At 72.5% G+C, this 21,901-nt stretch carries 17 protein-coding genes; 8 read left to right on the top strand and 9 right to left on the bottom strand.

Annotated elements, in window-relative coordinates; genetic code table 11:
- Positions 1-9: 9 nt before the first annotated feature.
- From ACTIF1_RS11385 to aceA, 3 genes are all read right to left on the bottom strand, one after another.
- Positions 10-546, bottom strand: a complete 537-nt coding sequence (locus tag ACTIF1_RS11385) for a cytochrome b (RefSeq protein WP_439596534.1) — start codon at positions 544-546, stop codon at positions 10-12.
- Between the two features lie 87 nt (positions 547-633).
- Positions 634-822: a hypothetical protein gene (locus ACTIF1_RS11380; protein WP_439596533.1), complete on the bottom strand. Its 189-nt coding sequence runs from the start codon at positions 820-822 to the stop codon at positions 634-636.
- 38 nt (positions 823-860) lie between these two features.
- Complete coding sequence (aceA, locus tag ACTIF1_RS11375; RefSeq protein WP_439596532.1) at positions 861-2,204, bottom strand: isocitrate lyase; 1,344 nt, start codon at positions 2,202-2,204, stop codon at positions 861-863.
- Positions 2,205-2,355: 151 nt separating this feature from the next.
- Here aceA and ACTIF1_RS11370 point away from each other — a divergent pair, with 151 nt between their 5' ends.
- From ACTIF1_RS11370 to motA, 3 genes are all read left to right on the top strand, one after another.
- Complete coding sequence (locus ACTIF1_RS11370) at positions 2,356-3,768, top strand: helix-turn-helix domain-containing protein (protein ID WP_439596531.1); 1,413 nt, start codon at positions 2,356-2,358, stop codon at positions 3,766-3,768.
- A gap of 74 nt (positions 3,769-3,842) precedes the next feature.
- Positions 3,843-4,937 carry a flagellar motor protein MotB gene (locus tag ACTIF1_RS11365; RefSeq protein ID WP_439596530.1) on the top strand — a complete coding sequence of 365 codons (1,095 nt, stop codon included), beginning with the start codon at positions 3,843-3,845 and terminating at the stop codon, positions 4,935-4,937.
- Complete coding sequence (gene motA / locus ACTIF1_RS11360) at positions 4,934-5,800, top strand: flagellar motor stator protein MotA (RefSeq protein ID WP_439596529.1); 867 nt, start codon at positions 4,934-4,936, stop codon at positions 5,798-5,800. The genes ACTIF1_RS11365 and motA overlap by 4 nt, the downstream gene beginning before the upstream one ends.
- A 6-nt stretch (positions 5,801-5,806) precedes the next feature.
- Here motA and ACTIF1_RS11355 read toward each other — a convergent pair whose 3' ends face one another.
- Positions 5,807-7,795 carry a PAS domain S-box protein gene (locus tag ACTIF1_RS11355; RefSeq protein WP_439596528.1) on the bottom strand — a complete coding sequence of 663 codons (1,989 nt, stop codon included), beginning with the start codon at positions 7,793-7,795 and terminating at the stop codon, positions 5,807-5,809.
- 149 nt (positions 7,796-7,944) lie between these two features.
- Complete coding sequence (locus ACTIF1_RS11350; RefSeq protein ID WP_439596527.1) at positions 7,945-8,211, bottom strand: DUF6522 family protein; 267 nt, start codon at positions 8,209-8,211, stop codon at positions 7,945-7,947.
- A gap of 60 nt (positions 8,212-8,271) precedes the next feature.
- Between ACTIF1_RS11350 and ACTIF1_RS11345 the strand changes: the two genes are divergently transcribed.
- On the top strand, positions 8,272-8,736 hold the full coding sequence (locus ACTIF1_RS11345) for a PaaI family thioesterase (RefSeq protein WP_439596526.1): 465 nt from the start codon (positions 8,272-8,274) through the stop codon (positions 8,734-8,736).
- Positions 8,737-8,765: 29 nt separating this feature from the next.
- Here ACTIF1_RS11345 and ACTIF1_RS11340 read toward each other — a convergent pair whose 3' ends face one another.
- Entirely contained in the window at positions 8,766-9,782 is a 1,017-nt protein-coding gene (locus tag ACTIF1_RS11340) for a hypothetical protein (protein ID WP_439596525.1), read from the bottom strand.
- 75 nt (positions 9,783-9,857) lie between these two features.
- Positions 9,858-11,069, bottom strand: a complete 1,212-nt coding sequence (locus ACTIF1_RS11335; protein ID WP_439596524.1) for a glycosyl hydrolase family 8 — start codon at positions 11,067-11,069, stop codon at positions 9,858-9,860.
- Between the two features lie 224 nt (positions 11,070-11,293).
- On the opposite strand from ACTIF1_RS11335, the gene ACTIF1_RS11330 reads away from it, so the two are divergent.
- Positions 11,294-12,022 (top strand): hypothetical protein, encoded by a 729-nt coding sequence (locus ACTIF1_RS11330; RefSeq protein ID WP_439596523.1) that lies wholly within the window; start codon positions 11,294-11,296, stop codon positions 12,020-12,022.
- Between the two features lie 2 nt (positions 12,023-12,024).
- Here ACTIF1_RS11330 and ACTIF1_RS11325 read toward each other — a convergent pair whose 3' ends face one another.
- The gene (locus ACTIF1_RS11325) at positions 12,025-12,987 is read right to left on the bottom strand and encodes a 1-phosphofructokinase family hexose kinase (RefSeq protein WP_439596522.1); all 963 of its coding nucleotides are present in this window, start codon (positions 12,985-12,987) and stop codon (positions 12,025-12,027) included.
- Positions 12,988-13,085: 98 nt separating this feature from the next.
- Here ACTIF1_RS11325 and ACTIF1_RS11320 point away from each other — a divergent pair, with 98 nt between their 5' ends.
- The 3 genes from ACTIF1_RS11320 (at position 13,086) to ACTIF1_RS11310 (ending at position 17,503) form a co-directional block, all read left to right on the top strand.
- Complete coding sequence (locus ACTIF1_RS11320) at positions 13,086-14,096, top strand: 2-hydroxyacid dehydrogenase (protein WP_439596521.1); 1,011 nt, start codon at positions 13,086-13,088, stop codon at positions 14,094-14,096.
- A gap of 253 nt (positions 14,097-14,349) precedes the next feature.
- Entirely contained in the window at positions 14,350-15,255 is a 906-nt protein-coding gene (locus ACTIF1_RS11315) for a GvpL/GvpF family gas vesicle protein (RefSeq protein ID WP_439596520.1), read from the top strand.
- Between the two features lies 1 nt (position 15,256).
- On the top strand, positions 15,257-17,503 hold the full coding sequence (locus tag ACTIF1_RS11310) for a hypothetical protein (RefSeq protein WP_439596519.1): 2,247 nt from the start codon (positions 15,257-15,259) through the stop codon (positions 17,501-17,503).
- Here the strand turns inward: ACTIF1_RS11310 and ACTIF1_RS11305 are convergent.
- Complete coding sequence (locus ACTIF1_RS11305; protein ID WP_439596518.1) at positions 17,493-21,653, bottom strand: choice-of-anchor I family protein; 4,161 nt, start codon at positions 21,651-21,653, stop codon at positions 17,493-17,495. The genes ACTIF1_RS11310 and ACTIF1_RS11305 overlap by 11 nt on opposite strands.
- Positions 21,654-21,901: the final 248 nt, after the last annotated feature.

Raw genomic sequence — 21,901 nt, 5'->3', positions numbered from 1 at the left:
GACCTTGGCTCAGGGCTGGTGCAGCCAGGGGATCATGCGCCCCGCCACGCCGTCGCGCCGGATGACCGCGTGGTACAGCGTGGCCAGCACATGCAGCACCACCACGCCCAGCAGCAGGTTCGCCAGCATTTCGTGCGCACCCTCGAACAGCTTGCGCTGACCGAGGCCGGCCCAAAGGTTCGGCAGCTCGAACAGGCCGAGCACGGGCACCGGCGCGCGGGCCGATAGCGCCGTGGCCAGCCCGGCCAGCGGCACCAGCAGCATCAGCGCATAGAGCGCGAGGTGCGCGGCGGCGGCCAGCCGATGCTCCCAGCGCGTCTCGCCGGGTTCCGGCGGCAGGCTGGGCCCCGCGAGGCGGGCGATCAGCCGCGGCAGCAGCAGCGCCAGCACGCCGAGGCCGAGCAGGACATGCAGGGCAAGGCCCGTCGCACGGTCCGGCCCACGGGCCAGATCCTCCATCAGCGAACCGAGCAGCCAGGCGGCGGCGATCACCGCGGCCATGGTCCAGTGCAGCACGATTTGCAGCGTCGAATGGCGGCTGGGCATGCGGGTTCTCCCCTCGCGTGAGGCCCGCAGCCTGCGCCGAGACCCCGCCTGCGGCATTGATGCACCGCAAGCGGGGCGCGCACGCTGTCAGCCGCCGGCCATCCGCCCACGCTCGCTGCAGGCCCAGCCGTGGCTGTGCACCAGCCCGTCGTCGTAATCGCCCTCCTGCCGCCGCGCCTGCCCGGGGGCGGAAGGTGGCTGCGCCATGCGGCCGCGCTCGCTGCAGGCCCAGCTGTGGCTGTGCACCAGGCCATCGTCGTAACTGTCATGCGACATGATCGTGCTCCTGTCTGACGGGGTTCAGTTGGCAGGTCTCAATGGGCGGGTTCGGCCTGGCGCGACGGCACGGCCGGCCCCGCATGGAACTGCGCCGCCTCGGTGCTGGTGGCGAGCGCCGTGGTGCTCGCGGTGCCGCCGCTGGCGGCGGTGGCGACCGCATCGAAATAGCCGACGCCGACTTCGCGCTGGTGGCGGATGGCGGTGAAGCCCTCGGCCTCGGCGGCGAATTCGGCCTGCTGCAATTCGGAATAGGCGCCCATGCCGCGCTCGGCATAGCCGCGGGCGAGCTGGAACATGGACAGGTTCAGGCTGTGGAAGCCGGCCAGCGTGACGAACTGGAACTTGTAGCCCATGGCGCCGAGCTCCCGCTGGAAGCGCGTCGCGGCCTCCACACCCATCTTGCGCTGCCAGTTGAAGCTGGGGCTGCAGTTGTAGGCCAGCATCTTGCCCGGGAATTCGCGGTGGATCGCTTCCGCGAAATCGCGCGCATCCTGCAGGTCGGGGTCGGAGGTCTCCCACCACAGCAGGTCGGCATAGGGCGCATAGGCCAGGCTGCGCGCGATGGCGTAGCGCTTGCCCATGCCGGGGGTGATGCGGTGGAAGCCTTCGGGCGTGCGCTCGCCGCTGATGAAGGGGCGGTCGCGCTCATCCACATCGCTGGTCAGAAGCTGCGCCGATTCCGCATCCGTCCGGCACAGCAGCACCGTCGGCACGCCCTCCACGTCGGCTGCCAGCCGCGCGGCGTTCAGCGTGCGGATATGCTGGCTGATCGGCACCAGCACCTTGCCGCCGAGATGGCCGCACTTCTTCTCGGAAGCCAGCTGGTCCTCGAAGTGCACGCCCGCCGCGCCGGCCTCGATCATCGCGCGCATCAGCTCATAGGCATTCAGCGCGCCGCCGAAGCCGGCCTCGGCATCGGCGATGATCGGCGCCATCCATTGCGTGGCATCGCCCTTGCCTTCCTGCACGGCGATCTGGTCGCAGCGGCGCAGCGCGTTGTTGATGCGGCGCACGACGTTGGGCACGGCATCCACCGGATACAGCGACTGGTCGGGATACATCTGCCCGGCGGTATTCGCATCCGCCGCCACCTGCCAGCCGGAGAGGTAAATCGCCTTCAGCCCCGCCTTCACCTGCTGCACCGCCTGCATGCCGGTCAGCGCGCCGAGGGTGTTCACATAGGGCTCCGACTGCAGCAGCTGCCACAGCCGCCGCGCACCGCGATCGGCCAGCGTATGCGCGACCCGGAAGCTGCCGGCGAGGCGGGCGACATCGGCGGGGGAATAGTCGCGGCGGATGCCGTCGAAGCGGCCGGGCTGGGCCGGGCCGGCGCCGAGGCCGCCATCGGGGGCAGAAACCTGAACGGGCGAAGGACGCATTGGCAAGACTCCTGAAGCGAACCGCGATGGCTGCGGCGCCTGTCAATCATTCACATTGCCCTGCGAAAAATCCTCTGGAATCCTGGGTCTCCCGCCGCAATCCTGTGGCGTCCTTCACAGACAGACCGGCAAATCTGTAAAGTTTGAAAAGATGTCCCGCACCCTGATCGGTCGGACCATCCGGCGCCTGCGCCAGGAAAAGCGCCTGACGCAGCAGGCGCTGGCGGTGCGGCTCGGCATCTCCGCCAGCTACCTGAACCTGATCGAGCACGACCAGCGCCCGGTCACCGCCAGCCTGCTGATCAAGCTCGGCCAGGTGCTGACGGTGGACCTCGCCGCGCTGTCCGGCACCGGCGAGCGCCAGGCCGAGGCCGGGCTGCGGGAGGTGCTGTCGGACCCGCTGCTGGGGCTGGAGGAGGTGCCGGAGGCGGAGATCGCGACACTCGCCGGCAGCGCGCCGCAGGCCGCCCGCGCGGTGCTCGCGCTGTATCGCGCCTGGCGCGTGGCGCGGGAGGATGCCTCCGGCATCGCGCTCCCCTCCGGCCGTCGCCTGCTGCTGCCGAATGAGGAGGCGCGCGACTTCTTCCACGACCGCGCCAACCATTTTTCGGAACTGGAACAGGTGGCGGAGGCGATCGGCGGCGAATTGCGCGCCACGCCGGCCGAGATGAATCACGCGGTGGCGGAACGGCTGCGCCGCACCCATGGCGTCACCGTCGCCGTGGGCCGGCTGGATGGCGCGCTGCGGCGCTACGATCCGGCGCTCCGCCGGCTCGATCTTTCGGAATCCCTGCCGCGCGAAAGCCGCGGCTTCCAGATGGCATTTCAACTCATGCTGCTGGAGGCGCGGGAGGCGGTGGAAGCCGTCATCGCCCCGGCGGAGCTCTCGACGCCGGAAGCCACGGCGCTGGTGCGCATCGGGCTGCTGAACTATGCCGCCGCGGCCTTGCTGATGCCCTATGGCGCCTATCTCAACGCCGCGCGCAGCCTTCGGCATGAGGTGGAGGCGCTGGCGGCGCGCTTCGGGGTTTCCTTCGAACAGGCGGCGCATCGCCTGTCCACGCTGCAGCGCCCAGGGGACAACGGATCCGCGCGCGGCCTGCCCTTCTTCTTCCTGCGCGTCGATCCGGCCGGGAATGTCGACAAGCGCTTTTCCGCCGCCGGCTTCCCCTTCGCCCGCTTCGGCGGGTCCTGCCCGAAATGGATCGTCCACCAGGCCTTCGCCACGCCTTCCGTGACACGGGTGCAGGTGGCGCAGCTGCCGGATGGCGCGGCCTTCCTCTGCTTCGCCCGCGCCATCGCGGCACCCACCACGCATTGGGGCGAACCGGCACCGATGCATGTGGTGGCGATGGGCTGCGACCTCTCCCGCGCCGCGGAGGTGGTCTATGCGGATGGGCTGGACCTGCCGCGCGCCGCCGTGGGCATCGGCCTGTCCTGCCGGCTCTGTGACCGCGCCGATTGCCGCAGCCGTGCCTTCCCGCCACTGGAGCACCGGCTGAACCTCGACCCCAATGAGGACGGCGCCAGCCCCTGGCGCTTCGACCCGAAGCGCCGCGTTTAGGCGCGTCTTAACCACGACCCGGTATCCCTGTGCCCAGCGGCCCATGAGGGGCGCGCGGGTCAGTACGGGGATTCATGGCCAAGGGCGGCAAGAACGGCGCGACGATCGTCATCAAGCGCATCGAGGAGGGCGGGCACGGGCACCATGGCGGCGCCTGGAAGGTCGCCTATGCCGATTTCGTCACGGCGATGATGGCCTTCTTCCTGCTGATGTGGCTGCTGAACGCGACGACCGAGGAGCAGCGCCGCGGCCTCGCCGACTATTTCGCGCCCACCAATGTCATGGGCCAGGGCCAGACCGGCACCGGCCAGCCCTTCGGCGGCCGCACCCCGAATGAATCCGCGCAGATGACCCAGAATGCCGGCGCCATCCGCCTGCAGCGCGGCCCCCTGCCGGTGCTGGAGGATGTGGAGGTGGAGGAGGATGTCCCCACCGTCGCCCGCCCCGTCCCGATGCGGGAGGGGCCGGAGGGCGAGGATGAGGAGGCCAATCCGCGCCGCACCCGCCAGGCCCGTGCGGACCTGCCGCCCGGCGACAGCGACCCGCAGGAACAGGCCCGCCAGGCGCAGCTCGAGGCCCAGCTGCAGGCCGAGGGCCAGGAGGCCGAGGCGCGCGCCATTTCCGATGCCGCGCTGCGCGCCGAGCATGAGCGCCGCGAGCGGGCCGAATTCGAACGCGCCGCGGAGGAGATCCGCGCCGCCATCGCCATGGACCCGGCGCTGGCGGAACTCGCCAAGCAGATGATGGTCGAACAGGTGCAGGAAGGGCTGCGCATCCAGCTGGTGGATGCGGAAGGCCTGCCGATGTTCGCGCTCGGCGGCGCCGCGCCGAATGACCGTGCCCGGCAATTGCTGGCGCGCGTCACCCAGGTGATCACCCGCCTGCCGAACAGCATCGCCATCGCCGGCCATACCGACGCCACGCCCTTCCGCGGCGGCGGCGACCGGTCCAACTGGGACCTCTCGGCGGAACGCGCCAATGTCACGCGCCGGCTGCTGACCGATGCCGGCCTGCCCGAGGCGCGCATCCGCAGCGTCACCGGCAATGCGGCGCGCGACCTGCTGGTGCCGGAGACGCCCAATGCCGCGGCCAATCGCCGCGTCTCCATCACCCTGCTGCGCGACCCCGCCCCCACCACGCCGCGCCCTTCGAGGACCCCCGCCCCATGACGACGATCGGCGGCCTGGTCTTCCTGCTGGCGATGGTCTTCGGCGGCTATGTGATCGCCGGCGGCAAGTTCGGCATCATCCTGAAGTCGCTGCCCTATGAGATGATGATGATCGGCGGCGCCGCCGTCGGCGCGCTCATCATGGGCAACAGCATGCACGGCGTGAAGCACACGCTGGGCGGCTTCGGGAAGATCATCAAGGGCGAGCGCTTCCACAAGCACGAATACGTCGACCTGCTGTCGCTGCTCTACTGGTTCGTGCGCCTGGCGCAGACCAAGGGCGCCATGGCGCTGGAGGCGCATATCGAGAAGCCCTCCGAAAGCCCGGCCTTCCAGAAGTTTCCCAAGATCATGGCGGACAAGGTCGCGCTGTCGATGATCTGCGACTACCTCCGCATGGTCGGCATGAATGCCGACGACCCGCACCAGATCGAGGACATCATGTCCAAGGAGCTGAAGAAGGTGCGGGAGGAGGAGCTGCATGTCGCGCATGTGTTCCAGAACACGGCGGATGCGCTGCCCGCGCTCGGCATCGTCGCCGCGGTGCTCGGCGTCATCAAGACCATGGCGTCGATCGACAGCCCGCCGGCGGTGCTCGGCGGCATGATCGGCGGCGCGCTGGTCGGCACCTTCCTCGGCATCCTGCTGGCCTATGGCGTGATGGGCCCGATGGCGACGCGGCTGAACGGCGTGATCGAGGAGGATTGCAAATACTACGAGGTGATCCGCGCCGTGCTTGTGGCCCATCTGCACGGCAACGCGCCGCAGGTGGCGGTGGAGGCGGGCCGCAAGACCGCGCCCAGCCATTCCATGCCGAGCTTCGCCGAGCTGGAGGAAGCGCTGCAGAACCTGACGATCGGCTGAGGGACCTCAGCCCGCCGGGCCCACCAGCTTCGCCACCCGCCGCAGCAGCTCCGCGCGCAGGAAGGGCTTGCGCAGGATCTCGATATGCGGCGGCAGGTCGCGCAGGGTCTCCAGCCCCGGATAGCCCGTCACCACCAGCACCGGCAGCCCCGGTCGCAGCTCCGCCAATTGCAGCAGCAGGTCCACGCCGGACAGGCCGGGCATGGCATAGTCCGTCACCACGCAGTCCAGCCTGGCGCCCTCGCGCACCAGGCGCAGCGCCTCGTCGCCATTGGTCGCGCGCGTCACCTGGTAGCCGGCGCCGGTCAGGAAGGCGCCCAGCGTCTGCAGCACCGCCGGCGCGTCGTCCACCAGCAGGATGCGGCCGCGGCCGGTGGGCGCGGCCGCACCCTCGGCGCCGCCATCCTCCGCCGCCCGCCCGGGCGCGATGCGCGGCAGCAGCACCTCCACCCGCGTGCCATGGCCGGGGGTGGAGGCGATGCGCACATCGCCGCCCGATTGCCGCGCATAGCCCAGCACCATCGGCAGGCCGAGCCCCGATCCCTCCCCCACGTTCTTCGTCGTGAAGAAGGGCTCGAAGATCTTGTCGAGGATCTCCTCGTCGATCCCGGCGCCGGTATCCTCCACCGAAAGCACGGCATAGTCGCCCGGCTGCAGCGTCTCCGTCGCCTCCTCCGGCGCGATGCGCGTGCCATAGGCGCGGATCGTCAGGCTGCCGCCGCGCGGCATGGCGTCTCGCGCATTGATCGCGAGGTTCAGGATGCAGGCCTCGAGCTGCGCGGGGTCGGCGAAGGCATGCAGCCCGCCGGCCTCCTCCGCCGCGCGGATGCGGATATTGGGGCCCAGCGTGCGTTCCAGCATCGCCACGGTCTTGCGCAGCAGGGCGGCGATCTCGATGCGGCTCGGCCGCAGCACCTGCTTGCGGGAGAAGGCGAGCAGGTGATGCGTGAGCCGCGCCCCGCGCAGCGCCGCGTCGATCGAGGCAGAGACCAGCTCCTCGCTCACCGGGTCGCGCCGCACGCGGTCCTGCAGCAGCTCCAGGCTGCCCATCATGGATTGCAGCAGGTTGTTGAAGTCATGCGCCACGCCGGCGGTCAGCCGGCCCACCGCCTCCATCTTCTGCGCCTGGCGCAGCAGCGCCTCCAGCTGCACGCGGGCCGAGAGGTCGAGGATGGAGGACAGCACCATCGGCCCGTCCTCGGTCTCGATCGGATTGAGGCCGATCTCCACCGGGAATTCGCTGCCATCCTTGCGCAGCGCGTGCAGATCCCGCCCCGCGCCCATCGGCCGCGACCGCGGCTGCGCCAGGAAGGCCTGGCGCAGCTTCGGATGCTGGGCGCGGAAGGCGGCGGGCACCAGCATATCCACCGGCTGTCCCAGCATCTCCTCCCGCCGATAGCCGAAGACCCGCTCGGCCTGGGCGTTCACCATCTCGATCTGGCCGGCGGCATCGATCATGACCATGGCATTGGGCGCCGCCTCGACCACCTGGCGGAACCGCTCCTCCCCGGCCCCGCGGCTGGCGTGGCGCAGCTGCGCCAGCTCCGCCACGCGCGCCTCCAGCTGCTGCCGTGCCGCCTGCAGGTCGCGGCGCAGCTGCGCGCGCCCGGTCAGGTCCTGCAGCAGCAGCAGGAAGCCGTCCGGGATCGCGGCCAGGACGCTGGAGGCCGGGAAGCAGCTGCCGTCCTGGCGCCGGCGCGACGCCCGCACGGCGCAGTGGCCTTCGCGGCGTGCCGCGGCCAGTTCCTGCGCCGGGCGCCCCTCGGCCACCGCCTCGGGCGGGTAGAGCAGGCGGATATGCCGGCCCAGCACCGCGGCCGGGGCATGGCCCAGCAGGCGGGCCGCGGCGGCGGGCCATTCACGGATCTCGCCCTGCGGCGAAAGGGGGATGACGGCGCAATCCGCCGCATCCCCCGCCGGGTCTTGCCAGGCTTCCGGATGCGCGCCCGGCTGCGAATCCGACAGCGGATCCTGCCATGAATCTGGCGAAAGCATGTCCCGGACGACTCCCTCGTCTTCGAGGTTCTGGAGCTCGCTGCGCCAGGGGTCGGCCGCGGCCGTTCCGGCGCCAGGCGGTTGGTCGAGGTCAGGCACGTGCAAGACAATTCATAGAGGCTTCCCACAAGGGGTGGGTTAAAATCATCTCACCCCCCGCCCAGGACCCGTCCGGTGGCCGCTTCCACCAGCAGGCGGCATTGCCTCGCCCGCCGCCGCAGGGTCAGGCGCAGCCGTCCGGCATCCTCACCCTCGCCCCGCTCGACCACCGAATAGACATGCCCGGCGCGCAGATCCGCCAGGAAGGCCGGCAGCGCCACGCCCAGCAGCGCGGCGGCCTGCGGCGCCGTCAACGCCACATCGCCGGCGGCATCGATCTCCACCTGCCGGGGCAGGTTCTCGGGCCATGGCTCCATCGCATCCTCCTTGCCGGCCGGGACGGTTGACCCGGCGGCGCGGGGACGGCATCGGGGGGCATGACCCAGACCCCGACCGCCCCGCCCGCCCTTCCCGACCTCGATCCGGAGGGCGCAGCCTATCACAGGCTGCTCGGCCTCACCCTGGTGCATTGGGAGGAGGGGCTGGCGCGGCTGGCCTGCCAGGCCGGCGATGCGCATCGCAACCGCTCCGGCATCATCCATGGCGGGCTGATCCTGTCGATGATCGACCAGGCCGCCGGCTATGCCGGGCTGTGGTGCAGCGTGCCGGGGAATGTCCGCAAGGCGGTGACGCTGGACCTCGATTGCCGCTTCACCGGCCAGGTGCGCGGCGGCCGCCTGGTGGCGGAAGGCCGCGTGGCGCAGCGCGGTCGCAACATCTTCTTCTGCCGCACGGAGGTCTTCGACGAATCCGGGCAGATGGTGGCCTTCGGCGCGTCGACGCATCGCTGGCGCGCCGGCAGCGAGACGCATGAGGGCCAGCCCGCCACGGCGCGGGACTGACCGCAGGCCGCGCTGCGGGGCGGGCCCGCTCACCAGGCCGCGGCCCCGTGCAGGGCGGGCTGCGGCCAGGGCCCACCGCCCCGCGCGGCATCGGCGGCCACGGCGCGGCGGGCGCGCAGCAGCGTATCCCATTCGCCGCGCGCCCCCGGCCAGGCGGCGGCTTCCAGCGGCGGGACCGGCAGCAGGCCGACCAGCTCGGCCAGCACCGCGCCGCGCCCGGCCGGCTCCGCCGCGGTCCAGAGCGTGGTGACCAGCGGCCAGCCATCCAGCAGCCAGTCCGCGCGCGCGGCGAGGTCCGCCAGCATCGGCAGCACCTCCACCCGCCGCAGCTCGCCGGTCGCCAGCCGCCCGGGCAGGTCCGCCACCGCCTGCCACAGCATCCGCAGGCAGGCCTCGGCCACCGGCAGCGTCATCCGCGCGGCGCCGAGCGCGATGGCGGCGGCCCGGCGTTCGGCCTGGCTCGGCGCCAGCTGCGCGAAGGCGGCCAGGCTGCGCCCCAACGCCTCCAGCGCGACCAGGACCCGCGGGATGGCGGCGCCCTGCTGCGGTCTCGGGGCGGGGCCGATGCCGGTCTGGGCGAGGATCGCGACCATCGGGACCAGCAGCTCCGCCGCCTCCGGCTCCAGCGCCTCGAAATGGCCGGACAGCACCTGCCGCACCGCCTCGCGCACCTGGTCCTGCTGGCGCAGCGCGGCGAAGGCGGCGGCCTGGGCGGCGCGGCCGGCGAAGCCGAGCCGGGCCACCTCCCGCGCCGTGGCGCGGATCAGGGCGGGTGTCGGCCGCTCCTGCGCCGCCACACGGTCCCAGAGCTGGCGATCATGCAGGGTGGGGGCGTGGGAGCGCAGGCAGGCCTCCCATGGCAGCACCCGCGCGGCGCGCCCGCTGCGCGCCGGCAGCAGCAGCTCCACCTGGCCGGCGGCGCCGCGCCGCAGCCGGGCGCCGCCCAGCATCGGCGCGGTGAAGGGCACCGCGCAGCCGCGCTCGGCGAAGCTCGCCTGGCGTTCCGGCAGGGCAGAAGCGGCATCCTCGGCTGGATCGGCGATCATATCGGGCATCCGGGCGGGAGCATGCGGGCCCGGGCTGAACAAAGTGTTCCCACCCGCTGGGATCGCGGCCCCGAGTCAGCCGCCGCGCTGGCCCTGGCGCAGCCGCAGCCGCGGTTCCTCGGACATGTCGAGCCCGCGCTCGTCCCAGGCATAATGCGACATCAGCACCAGCTTGGCGGCGTAGTAGTCCGGCGCATCGGCGACGCGGGGCAAGGCCTCGTGCCGCCCCCAGCCGGCCTGCGCCGCGAGCGTCAGCTGCGCCACGGCCTGGATGCCGGCGGTGGCGCCATAGGGGGCGGTGGCGGCGGTGGTCAGGTCCACCCAGGCGGGCATGGTCCGCCAGCGCGGATCGCCCCAGAATTCGGCGCAGGCGCGCAGCACCGGCTCGCGCAGATGCCCGCCCCAGACCAGGTGCAGCGGCACCCGCACCGCGTCCCAGGAAAAGCGCGGCGGCCAGGGCGCGGCGGGCACCGGGCTGCTGCCGCCCATCGGCAGGCGCAGCCAGTCCGGCGGCAGCCCCCAGCGGCCGAAGCGCGCCTCCCGCGCCAGTTGCAGGCCGCCATCGCGCAGCGCGTGCCAGGCAGGGTCCGGGAAGGCCTCGCCGAGCATCCGCAGCGCGCCATAGACCCAGTAGGAGAGGTTCACCACCAGGTGGTCCGCATGCACGAAGCCCTGCGCACCCGGCAGCAGCAGCCGGTGGCCCGCCCCCCGCGGCCGCGTGCAGAGGCGCAGCAGGTCCTGCGCGATGCTGCGCGCCAGCGCCCGATGCGCCGGGTCGCCCCAGCGTTCATGCGCCAGCAGCAGGCCCCAGGCGATCAGCAGGTCGCCATCCGTCGCATTGTTGGGGTCGTCCACGGGCAGCGCGGCGCCCGGCGTATAGCGCCAGGCATGCAGCGCATCCCCCGGGCGGCGCAGCGTGCCGCGGGTCCAGGCCAGGATGCGCTCGAAGCTGGCGCGATCCTCGTGCCGCACGGCGAAGATCAGGCCGGTTCCCTGGCCCTCGCTGTGGGAGATGTCGCGATTGCCGGAATCGCGGATCCGCCCGCTGGGCTCCAGCCAGCGGCCGCGGAAGCTGGCCCAGTCGGCCTGGTCCCGTTCCGCCATCTGCCGCGCCAGGCTTCCGCCCGCGCCGGGGGCCGGCGCGCGGCTATCCGCCAGCGCGACGCCGGCGCCGAGGGCAAGTGCCGCCCCAGCCAGGGCGCGGCGGCCGAGACCGGCCCGCGGCGCGCATCCGCAGGTGGATGCCGCGGGCCCGGCCAGGGAGGGCTGGCGGGCAGGAACACGCATGCCCGAACCCTAACGCGAAAATCCTTCCGACCAATCGCCTGAAGCGCATCCGGACAATTCCTGACACAATCCCGGCGAGTGCGACGCTCCACCCGGAGGCGAGCGCCGAGGCCTGGCGCGGAAGGACAGCGGCTGTTACCGCTGCGGTCACCTTCCCACACTTGAACGATGACGCAATGAGCCCCTCCGCGTCATCATCCGGCCGATTCCGCCTAGGCCCGCCCATGTCCCCGCCCCCTCCGGTCAGCCTGCCCAGGACGCACCTGCCGCGGCTCGCCGCGGCGGCGCTGGTCGGGCTTGCCTGCCTGCCGGCCCTGCGCACGGGAGAGGTTGCGGACCTGCCCTGGCCCGCCCGTTCCCTGGCGCCGAGGCTCGAGGCGCCGGATGACCTGCAGCCGGCGGGGCTGGCCTGGCTGCCGGCCCTGCCGGCGCTGGTGGTCCCGGACCTGCCCTCGCCGGCCCAGTCGCTGGGCCAGGCCCTGGATGCGCGGCCAGATCTGCGGCCCGCGGGGCGGCTGCCGCTGGCGGATGGCCTGACGCTGCATCTGGCGGTGCCGCTGGACGATGACTGCAGCCCGCAGGCCGGCTGGCTGCTCTGTCCGGGGCTGCGGATGGTGGCCGAGGGCGAGGCGCCTGGCGCGCCGCTGCGCGCCGTCTGGCTCACGCAGTTGCTGCCGGAGGCTGCGCCGCTCGCGCCCCTGCGGCAGGCCGCGCTCGCCTCCCACGGTCCACCCGTGGCGGAGGGCCGGGAGATGGAGCGGCGACGCGGCCTCGACATGCCGCAGCACCGCATGCTGTGGCGCCAGCACCGCCAGGGCCTGCCCCTGTGGCTGGAGGCGGTCTTCGTGCTGGAGGACGCGCCCGCCGATCCGGATGCGCCAGGCGTGCTGCGGATCGGCTGGTCCGTCACGCCCGATGACGGCGCCGCCGCCGCCCCCGCCGGCGCGCCCTGACCTCAGCCGGCGGGACGCGCCAGCTGCCGCCGCATCTGCGCGTAGATCGCCTCCACCTGCGCCCGCTGCGCATGCGCGGTGCCGGATTGCGCCACGGTGGCGCCGCCCGCGGCACTGCCCCAGGCGAAGGCCTCCTCCGGCGCCGCGCCGCGCGCCAGGGCCAGGGTCATGGCGGCGACGAAGCTGTCGCCGGCGCCGGAAGCGCCACGCACCAGCACATCGGGCGCCGGCAGCCGCCAGACCCGCTCCGCCGAGGCCAGCACCGCGCCGCGATGGCCGAGGGTGACCGCCACCAGCCGCGCGGCGCCGGAGCGCGCGAGATCCAGCGCCGCCGCCTCCTGCTCCGCCGCCTCGGGCAGCTTGCGGCCCAGCAGCGCCTCGAACTCGCCGAGGCTCGGCTTGATCAGCTCCAGCCCGCCGGCGGCGATGGCCGCGCGCATCGGGTCGCCGGAACTGTCCACCACCACGCGCTGCCCGCGCCCGCGCGCCGCCGCCGCGGCCTGGGCGAAGAAATCCTCCGGCATGCCGCGGGGCAGGCTGCCGCTGAGCACCAGCCAGCTCTCCGGCTGCGCCACCTCCGCCAGGGTGGCGAGGGTCGCCTGCCATTCCGCCTCCGCCACCTCCGGGCCTTCGGGCACGAAGCGGTATTCCAGGCCGCTCGACAGGTCCTGCACGATCTGGCTGATGCGGGTGCGGCCGGCGATCGGCACGCTGCGGCGCGGCACGCGCTCGGCATCGATCAATTCCTCGATGAAGCGGCCGGTGACACCGCCCGCCAGCACCACCGCCAGCGTCGTGCCGCCCAGCTCCCGCACCACGCGGGCGACGTTCACGCCGCCGCCGCCGGGGTCGAAGCGTTCGTTGCGCGTACGGATCTTGCGCACCGGGCGCACCGCCTCCGCCTCGCAGCCCAGGTCGACGGAGGGATTCGCCGTCAGCGTGACGATCAGGGGTTCGTGTGCCATGCGGCCAGCATGCCAGACCGGCCGCGGGGTGGCGAGGCGCGGGCTTGCGCGCGCCCCCGCCTATCGCGAGGCTGCGGCAACCAGCGGGAGTGCCGCGCATGCAGGTCGTCGTCTTCAGCACCAAACCCTATGACCGGCAGTTCCTCGATGCCGCCAATGCGGCCGCCGGCAGCCCGCACCAGCTGCGCTACCTGGAGGCGCGTCTCGCGCCCGAGACGGCGGCCCTCGCCCAGGGAGCGGAGGCCGTCTGCGCCTTCGTCAACGACCAGGCGAGCGCCGCGGTGCTGGAGGATTTCGCGCGGCGCGGCATCCGCCTCCTGGCGCTGCGCTCGGCGGGCTTCAACAATGTGGACCTCGCCGCGGCGCAGCGGCTCGGCATCACCGTGGCGCGGGTGCCGGCCTATTCGCCTGAATCGGTGGCGGAGCACACGGTGGCGATGATGCTGGCACTGAACCGCCACATCCACCGCGCCTATCACCGCGTGCGGGAGGGCAATTTCGCGCTGGACGGGCTACTGGGCTTCGACATGCATGGCCGCACCGCCGGCATCGTGGGCACCGGCCGCATCGGCCTGGCGGTGGCGCGCATCCTTGCGGGATTCGGCTGCCGGCTGCTGGCGCATGACCCCTACCCGTCCGAGGAAGGACGGGCGCTGGGGCTGGAATTCGTCACGGTCGAGGATCTGCTGGCGCGGTCGGATATCGTGACGCTGCACTGCCCGCTGACGCCCGCCACGCATCACCTGATCGATGCCGCCGCGATCGCGCGCATGCGGCCTGGCGCGATGCTGATCAACACCAGCCGCGGCGCCATCGTCGACACGCGCGCCGCCATCGCCGGGCTGAAGTCCGGCGCCATCGGGCTGCTCGGCCTCGATGTCTATGAGGAGGAGGGCGACCTGTTCTTCGAGGATCTGTCCGGCCAGATGCTGCAGGACGATGTCTTCGCCCGGCTGCTGACCTTCCCCAATGTGCTGGTCACCGCGCACCAGGCCTTCTTCACGACGGAGGCGCTGAGCGCGATCGCGGCGACGACGCTCGGCAATATCACCGCCTTCGCCGAAACCGGCCGCGCGCTGCATGCGGTTTCCACCGAAAAGCTGGCCTGAGATCCGGCGCCGCCGCGCGCCGCCGCGCTTCACCGCTCGTTCACCAAGCCGCTGCTAGCTTCCGCGCCGGGTGCCAGAAGGGGTGCCTGCGCCCGGGCGTGAACCCGGACCGGCCAGGAAGCCCGGCCTTGCCACTCAGCCCGCGCAGCGCAGCGGACGCCTGCCGCGCCGCGAGGGGCGCCAGACGAGCCGCGATGATGCCCCTCCAGCCTGTCATGCCCCGGATGCTGCCGTCGCGCCGACGGCTGGCCGCATGATGCCAGCACAGGATCCCTGCCACCCCGCCGGCCGCATCGTGCGTCTGCTCGGCATCGTGGCGGCCGCCGAGGCCGGCACCCTGGCGGCGGCGATGGGGGAGGATGTGCGCGTGCTGCAGGCCGGCGCCGTGGCGGCGCTGGTGCAGCCGCGCGACCCGCCGCTCCGCCGCCTGTTCCTGCGCCGCGACCGCCTCGCGCAGCTGCGCCAGATGCAGCAGGTGCAGGCGCGGCTGGAACAGGCCTGCCAGGCGGGCGCCTTCCTGGCCTGCGACCCTGCCGCGGCCCATGGCCCCGAGCCGGCGCTGCGCGCGATTCTCGCCGCCGATGCCGCGGCGCTGGCGGCCGCCCTCGCCCGCTTCGGCCGCCGTCACCAATGGGATGTGATCCTGCGCTGGGCGCCCGATGCGCTGCTGCGCGCCGCGGAGGTCGAATGGCCGGCCGAGGGCGCCGCGCGCGCCGCCGCCATGCGGCAGGCGATGGCCGAGGAACGGGCCTTCCGAACGCAGGCGCTGCGCCAGGCCCTGCTGCCCCGCATCATCGCCATCGCCGAGGCGCCGCCGGCCAGTGCCGAGGGCGAGGCGGGGCTGACCGTCATCATCCAGGCCGGCGCCGAGGCCCTGCTACGGGAGGCGCTGGCGCGGCTGCCGGAGGCCGCGGCGCGCGAGGCCAGCTGCGAATGGCGCGGCCCGCTGCCGGCCCTCTCCCCGGCGCCGCTGCGCCTCGCGCCCGGTGAGGCGGAAGGCGAATGGACGCTGCTCCGGCTGCCCGAGCCGGTGGAGCCGGCGGCGCTGATCCGCCTGTGGCACGGCCTGGCGGAGGCGCTGCAGCCGCCCTCCGCCGACGCAACCCTGGAGCCGGAGGCGGATGCCCCGGCCGAGACCCAGACAGCCGAGGTGGCATGACATGAACGACGCGATGGCCGCCGCCGCGGGCACCCCGGAGACACCGATGACAGCGCCGAACCCGAAGCCGGGCTTCCGCAGGCCGGACCTGCGCTGGCTGGGCGCGGAGGGGGCAATGGCCGCGCTGCTGGCCGCCGCCGCCGCCCTGCTGGCCGCCGCGACGCTGGAGGGCTCGCTGGACGCCGCCTGGGCGCCGCCCGGCGCGGCGGGGCTCGGCCTGGCCGCGGCGCTCGCCGCCCTGGCCGGGCTGTGGCGCCGCGGCCGGGCCGAGGCCGCCGCGCCGGTGGCCGAAGCCACGACGGAGGCCGTCGCCACGCTGCTGCGCGCCCTGTCGGAGGAAATGCTGCGGCTGAAGCAGGAGGGCGCCGAGGTCAGCCGCGCCCTGGGCGAGGCCGGCCAGGCCGGCGGCCGCATGGCGGAAGCCGCCGCCACCGCCACCGCGCGGCTGGAGGACAGCGCCGAAAGCAGCGCCATCGCCGCCCGCGCCCTGGCCCTGCTGCCCGGGTTGGCGGATGCCCAGGCGCAGCGGATCGAACAGATGGCGGCCCGCGCGGAACAGGCCCTCGGGCTGCTGCCGCAGGGGCTGGGCAGCCGGCTGGAGAGCCTGCCGCGGGAGGTGGTGGCGGCGCTGGCCGGGCCGCTGGATGCCTCGATCACCGCCGCCGAGGGCCGGCTGGCGGCGCGGCTGGAGGCCATCCCGCCCGCCCCCGCGCGGGCGGAGGACGAGGTGATTGCGGCGCGGCTGGCCGTGGTCGCGCAGCGGCTGGAGCGCGCCGGCGGCGCCATCCTCGGCCTGGGCGAGATCCTGCCACAGCGCCTGGAACGCGCGGCCAGCGCCATGGGCAGCCAGCTGGAGGCGGCGATGCCGCCGCTGCTGGCACGGCTGGAGGCGCTGCCCGGCCCGATCGAGGAGGCAGGCCAGATGCTGCGGCTGGAGATTGCCGGCCTGGCCGGGACGCTGCGCCAGGGCCTTACCGAGCAGGGCTCGGAGGGGGCAACGGCGCTGCGCGAGGCGGGCGAAAGGCTGGCCGCGCTGCCGGAGGCGCTGGCGGCGGAGGTCGCGCGCCTCGGCGCGCTGGGCCCGGCCATGGCGCAGGAGGTCACGACCCTGGCCGCCGAAGCGCGGGAGGCGACGGTGGCGCTGCGGGCCGAGTTGGCGGGCCTCGCCCCCATCGCCCCGCGCCTGGCGGCGGAGGTGGAGGCGATGACGGCGCGGGGCGCGGAGGCCGCCGCGGCGCTGCGCACGGAGCTGGCGCAGCTGCAGACCTTCGCGCCGCAGATGGCGGCGGAGGCCGCGGCCATGGCGGCGCAGGCGGCGGAGACGCATGAGCGCCTGCAGGAGGAGATCACCGGCCTCCGCACCCTGGCCCCCGGCCTGGCGGCGGAGGCCGCCGCACTCTCCGCGCAGGTGACGGAGGCGACGGAGGCCTTGCGCAGCGAGGCGTCGCGGCTGGAGGCGGCGCTGCCGGGGCTCGGCGCGCAGCTCGGCGACATGGCGGTGCGCATCGACGATGCGACGGAGGCCCTGCGCCAGGAAGCCGCGGGCCTCGGCCTGGTGGTGCCGGCGCTGGAATCGCAGGCCGGGCTGGCCGCGGCTGGCATCGCGGCGGTGACCGAGACCCTGCGGCAGGAAATGGCGCGGCTGGAGAGCCTGGGACCGGCGGCGGAGGCGCATATGGCGGCCATCGCCGCGGCCCAGCCGGTGATGGAGGTGGCGGCACAGCGCATGGCGGCCTCGGTCGGTGCCATGGACGCCGCGAGCCGCCGGATGCGCCCGGCGGCGGATGCCCTGGGGGACCTGGCGGCGCTGCTACCGGGCAGTTGCGCGGCGCTGGCGGAGGCCGGCGCGGCCCCGACCCGCGCGGCTGCGGAGCTGGCGGCGGCCGCGCAGGCCTTGCAGGAGACGGCGCGGGAGGTGACGGCGCGGCTGGCCGCCCTGCCCGCCCCGCAGGCGGCGGAGCCCGGAATCGCCGCCACGCTGCAGCGCCTGGATGCCATCGGCCAGGAGGCGGAGGCGCTGCTGCAGGGCGCTGATACGCTAGTGCAGGAGGCCGGCGGCGCGGCGCTGCCGGAGCGGCTGGCGCAGCAGGCGCCGGAGCTTCTGGCCAGCCTCGGCCAGACCATCCGCAGCCTGCAGGGCGTCGCCGCCGCCATCGTCGCGGCGACCCCCGTCGCGGCAGGCGAGGCGGAGGCCCTGGACGAGGCGCCGCCCGCGGAGGCGACGCCGCTGCTGGACGCTACAGGATGAAGTCGCTGGCCTGCAGCACCGGCTGACCGGCCAGGCGCACCACCATCTCCAATGCGCCGCCATCGCCGGCATCCAGCTGGATGGCGGTGCCGTTCGGCCCGTAATGGATGCGGATGGAGGCCTGGCCGCCGCCGAGGAAGGCCTCCGTGCCGACGAAGGCGAAGGCCTGGTCGCCCTCCACCGTCGGATCCGCATCGATGCCGGCGAAGCTGATCCGGTCGCCGGCCTCGAAATCCAGGATCCGGTCCGCCGCCGCGCGCGGGCTCTCGGCATAGGCGTTGAAGACGAAGATATCGGCGCCGGCGCCGCCGAAGAGCACATCCGCGCCCAGCCCGCCTTCCAGCGTATCGTTGCCGGCATTGCCGTAGAGGCGGTCGTCATCCTCGCCGCCCTGGAGGATGTCGTCGCCGTCCTGGCCCTGCAGCGTGTCCTTGCCCAGGCCGCCGAGCACCGTATCCCGGCCGGCGCCGCCGACGACGCGGTCATCGCCCGCCGCGCCATCCAGCAGGTCGTCGCCCGCCTCGCCCAGCAGGCGGTCGTCATCCGCGCCGGCCAGCAGCGTATCGTTGCCGGCGCCGCCGACCAGGCGATCCAGCCCATCGCCGCCGAAGATCAGGTCGTCGCCCTGGCCACCGAAGACCGTGTCATTGCCGCCCTCGGCCATGACCACGTCGTCGCCCACGGTGCCGAAGAGGCGCTGGGCCGCGTCGCTGCCCTGCACGATCTCGCCGGCAAAGACCTCGTCCGTCTCGCGCGCATTCAGGTTCTGGATGCGCATATCCTCGGATGCGGGCGTATCCGCCTCGGCATAGGCGGTCTCCGGCGTGCCGTGGAATTCCTGCAGGTAGTCCTCCAGCGCCTGCTGCTCGCCCAGCGCATTGGCTGGCACATTGGTGGCTGCGGTGAAGTCCAGCGCGGGGTCGATGGGCGCGCTCAGCGTGCCATCGGCCAGCAGGTAGCGGAAGTTGGTGCCATTGGCCTTGGCCGGGTAGCCGTCGCCGCCATTGGCCGTGAAGTTCAGCGCCACCACGCTGATCAGGTCCGGCGCCTCCTCCAGCACCTGGCCGTTCTCCACCACCCGGGCGATGACGCGGCCATCATTGTCGATCAGCGCGACGCTCAGCACCTTGCTGCCCGCCGCATTGTCCGGGTCGTAGGAGAAGCGCACGCCGCCGAGCTGGACGAAGCCGCCATTGCCCGGCGCGATGCCGGCGGCGAAGTTCAGGATGTTCAGCAGGCCCTGCGGCGTGGTGTCGAAGACCATCAGCTTGTTGTCGAAGCGCAGCGCATTCTCGATGTCGAGCTCGGAAATGCCGCCCGCCGGCTTGCCGGCATCGGGGTTCGCCAGCGGCGGTTCCTTGTCGCCGCTCACCACATCGATGGCGCCGACCTGGGCGCGGATGCCGCCGCCATTCTTCAGGGAGACCATGAAGGGCTGGTCGCCCAGCGCATCGGTCGCCGCCTCGCGGTTCGCATCCGCGGTCAGGTTGCCGAGATTGGTCTCCTGGCTGCGGACCTGGGCGCGCTCGCCTTCCAGATAGACGTCCGTGTAGCCGAAGACGTTGCCGTCCTTGGCTTCGATGACGGCCTGCACCGCATCGACGACCTCGGCCACCTCGGCGCCCTTGGTGCCCTCGGCGAAGGCGGTGGTGTCGAGGTCCTCGACCTCCACGCCCCAGGCCTCGGCCACATTCTCCTCCGTGGCGGCGACCGCGCCGTTCACCGTGCTGTCGAGGTTCTCGACGATCACGCGACCCTCGGCGTCGAAATCCACCACCAGGCGGCCGAGATAGGTGAACTCGTTGTCGGTGTTGACGATCAGCGTGGTGCCGCCATCGGCGCCGGTGGTGACCAGCGGATAGGTGTCGGCGAAATCCGCGGCATGGCCGGGGAATTCCACGGCCTGGTCGTTCTCGTCACCCAGGCGGGTGTTGGAGCCGGCGGCGAGGATGATGTCGACGCCGTTCAGCAGAGTCGCCAGCTCCTTCTCGAAGCCGATCTGCTGCAGGTGGGACATCAGGATGATCTTGTTGACGCCCTGGGCGATCAGCTCGTCGATCACCGGCTGCAGCTGGGCGGCCAGCAGCGCCATGTCGTTGGTCTCGGTGCCGTCGCCGGCAAAGCCCTTCACCTCGACGCCGCCGGTGGAGGAGATGCTCTCCAGGATCTGCGTGGTCACGCCGACCAGGCCGATCTTCTCGCCGCCCTTCTCCACCACGGCGGAGGGGACGATGCGGCCGGCGAGGTTGGCGGCATTTTCCAGCCCGCCCACGCCGACCGTCTCGGTATAGCGGCCGGACAGCGCCGGATCGCCCGAGAAGTCGAGGTTGGAGGTGAGGTAGGGGAAGGCCGCGTCGTTCACCGCATCGGCGAAGGCATTGGTGCCGAGGTCGAATTCATGGTTGCCGACGGTGGAGGCTTCGACGCCGATGCGGTTGTGGATCTCGATATCCGCCGCGCCCGGATTGTTGCCGCGGCCATGGGTGGCGGCGACGGAGGCATCGGTGCCGGCGGCCAGGAAGGGGCCGGGGATATAGTTGTCGCCGCCGGCCAGGATCAGCGTGTTCTCATAGGTCCCGTCGAAGGCATCGACCAGGGCTGCCAGGTTCTGCGCCGTGTCGCCGGCCAGCAGGCCGGCCTCGGCATCGGAGAAATGCAGCAGCTGCAGGGTGAAGGCCGGGGTCGGGGTGGCGGTGAAGACGGAGAGCGTGCTGCTCACCTCGTTGCTCACCACCAGCAGCGCCTTGCCGGTCGGCGAGTCCTCGGCCGAGATCACCAGCACGCCCTCGGGGCTCACCGCGCCATCCATCTGGGCGGCGCCGACATAGGTCACGGCGGCCGGGTTCGTCACGTCGAAGCTCAGCGTGATATTGGAGCGTTCGAGGGCCACGAAGGCATAGGTCTGGCCGCCGATCGTGGCGATCTCGATGCCCTCCGGCTCCGGCCCCTTGTTGTCGCTGCGGCTGTCATCGACCAGCTCGGGGAAGAACTCCGCCACGATGCGCTCGACCGCGTCGCCGCTGTCGAAGACGATGTTGCCCTGCGCATCGAGGATGGAGAAGGACCGGCCGCCATACATCAGGATCTGGTCGATATCGCCGTCATTGTCCGTGTCGCCGCGCAGCCCCGGCGCATTGGAGACGGTGAGCCGGCCGAGATTGTCGTTGTCCTTCAGCGTCTCCGCATCCGGGAAGAGGGTGGCGTCCAGCTCATAGTCGCCGTTGCCAACCCGGATGGTCTCGCCGTCCGCGAGAAAATCGTCGCGGTCGTCGCCCTCATTGGCGATCACGTAGTAGGTCTGGTCGCCTGCCTGGTAGCTGTCGATCGCATCCGGCATGTAGAGGCCGAAGACCGGGGCATTCACCAGGTTCGCCGGCAGGGCCGCATTGCCCGGGCCGTCGCGGTCGGAATAGTCGGCCAGCAGCCCGGAGAAATCCTTCTGCCCCAGCGCCACGATATCGGTGAAGGTGCCGCTGGCGATGTCGAGCAGGGCCACCGCATTGGCCTCCTGCAGCGTCACCATCGCCGTCTGCCCATCGGCGGAGATCGCCACATATTCGGGCTCCACGTCCTGGGAAACGCTGCGGCCGGCGAAGATGCGCACGCCTTCGGCACGCAGCGCATCCTCCTGCCCGTCGAAGGCGTCGAAGGTGGCGGTGGTGACGGTCGCATTGGCGGCGCCGGCGCTCAGGTCGATGATGCTGACGCTGCCGTCGCCATCGGTGCCGTCCTCGTTCAGCTCGCCCTCATTCGCCACCAGGATCCTGCTGCCATCGGGGGTGAAGGTCAGGCTGTCCGGCAGTGCGCCGACCGTCACGGCGTTCAGCAGCGCGCCATCGGCGGCGTTCAGCAGCACCACCTGGCCGGGCTGCGCCTTGTCCGCGGCCGGCAGGGCCACGGCGACCACGCCATTCTTCACGGCGACGCTGGTGATATCCGTGGTGGCGAAGCCGAGGTCGGTGAAGTCGATGGTCGCCAGCAGCACCGGCGCGGCGGGGTTGGACAGGTCCACCACCTGCAAGCCGGCATTGGAGGTCACGAAGAGGCGATCACTGCCCGGGTCGAAGGCGGAAATCTCGGCCCCCGCCAGGGTCAGGCTGCCCGTTTCGGCGAAGCTCAGGGCATTGGTCGCGATGGTGCTCAGGCTCATGGCAGATACTCCGTGGCTTCGACGTCCGGGATGCCGCAGGCGGCCCCCCCCAAATCGGGCGCAGGAGGTATCGGCGGTGTGTTACAAGCCGCGGTCGGTTCTGCTGAAAAAATGTTAACCTTTGCCCTGCCGGGCGGCGCGGCTGTGGCGCAAAAGCTCGGGTTGCGACGCCGAATTACGCGCCGCAACGCTTCGTAGCCAAAAGCCGGTAGCCCTCGCGCCTCGGTCGTATCAAAGAGGAGACTCCT

It is taken from the genome of Falsiroseomonas sp. (assembly GCF_051860665.1).
Taxonomy (GTDB): Bacteria; Pseudomonadota; Alphaproteobacteria; order Acetobacterales; family Acetobacteraceae; genus Falsiroseomonas.
Note: the sequence above shows the minus strand (reverse complement) of the source record. Positions and strands in the feature narration are given on the sequence as shown.

Excerpts from the sequence above, each read along its gene's own strand:
- ACTIF1_RS11385 (WP_439596534.1), bottom strand. The coding sequence starts at position 546 with ATGCCCAGCCGCCATTCGACGCTGCAAATCGTGCTGCACTGGACCATG.
- ACTIF1_RS11380 (WP_439596533.1), bottom strand. The coding sequence starts at position 822 with ATGTCGCATGACAGTTACGACGATGGCCTGGTGCACAGCCACAGCTGG.
- aceA (WP_439596532.1), bottom strand. The coding sequence starts at position 2,204 with ATGCGTCCTTCGCCCGTTCAGGTTTCTGCCCCCGATGGCGGCCTCGGC.
- ACTIF1_RS11370 (WP_439596531.1), top strand. The coding sequence starts at position 2,356 with ATGTCCCGCACCCTGATCGGTCGGACCATCCGGCGCCTGCGCCAGGAA.
- ACTIF1_RS11365 (WP_439596530.1), top strand. The coding sequence starts at position 3,843 with ATGGCCAAGGGCGGCAAGAACGGCGCGACGATCGTCATCAAGCGCATC.
- motA (WP_439596529.1), top strand. The coding sequence starts at position 4,934 with ATGACGACGATCGGCGGCCTGGTCTTCCTGCTGGCGATGGTCTTCGGC.
- ACTIF1_RS11355 (WP_439596528.1), bottom strand. The coding sequence starts at position 7,795 with ATGCTTTCGCCAGATTCATGGCAGGATCCGCTGTCGGATTCGCAGCCG.
- ACTIF1_RS11350 (WP_439596527.1), bottom strand. The coding sequence starts at position 8,211 with ATGGAGCCATGGCCCGAGAACCTGCCCCGGCAGGTGGAGATCGATGCC.
- ACTIF1_RS11345 (WP_439596526.1), top strand. The coding sequence starts at position 8,272 with ATGACCCAGACCCCGACCGCCCCGCCCGCCCTTCCCGACCTCGATCCG.
- ACTIF1_RS11340 (WP_439596525.1), bottom strand. The coding sequence starts at position 9,782 with ATGATCGCCGATCCAGCCGAGGATGCCGCTTCTGCCCTGCCGGAACGC.
- ACTIF1_RS11335 (WP_439596524.1), bottom strand. The coding sequence starts at position 11,069 with ATGCGTGTTCCTGCCCGCCAGCCCTCCCTGGCCGGGCCCGCGGCATCC.
- ACTIF1_RS11330 (WP_439596523.1), top strand. The coding sequence starts at position 11,294 with ATGTCCCCGCCCCCTCCGGTCAGCCTGCCCAGGACGCACCTGCCGCGG.
- ACTIF1_RS11325 (WP_439596522.1), bottom strand. The coding sequence starts at position 12,987 with ATGGCACACGAACCCCTGATCGTCACGCTGACGGCGAATCCCTCCGTC.
- ACTIF1_RS11320 (WP_439596521.1), top strand. The coding sequence starts at position 13,086 with ATGCAGGTCGTCGTCTTCAGCACCAAACCCTATGACCGGCAGTTCCTC.
- ACTIF1_RS11315 (WP_439596520.1), top strand. The coding sequence starts at position 14,350 with ATGATGCCAGCACAGGATCCCTGCCACCCCGCCGGCCGCATCGTGCGT.
- ACTIF1_RS11310 (WP_439596519.1), top strand. The coding sequence starts at position 15,257 with ATGAACGACGCGATGGCCGCCGCCGCGGGCACCCCGGAGACACCGATG.
- ACTIF1_RS11305 (WP_439596518.1), bottom strand. The coding sequence starts at position 21,653 with ATGAGCCTGAGCACCATCGCGACCAATGCCCTGAGCTTCGCCGAAACG.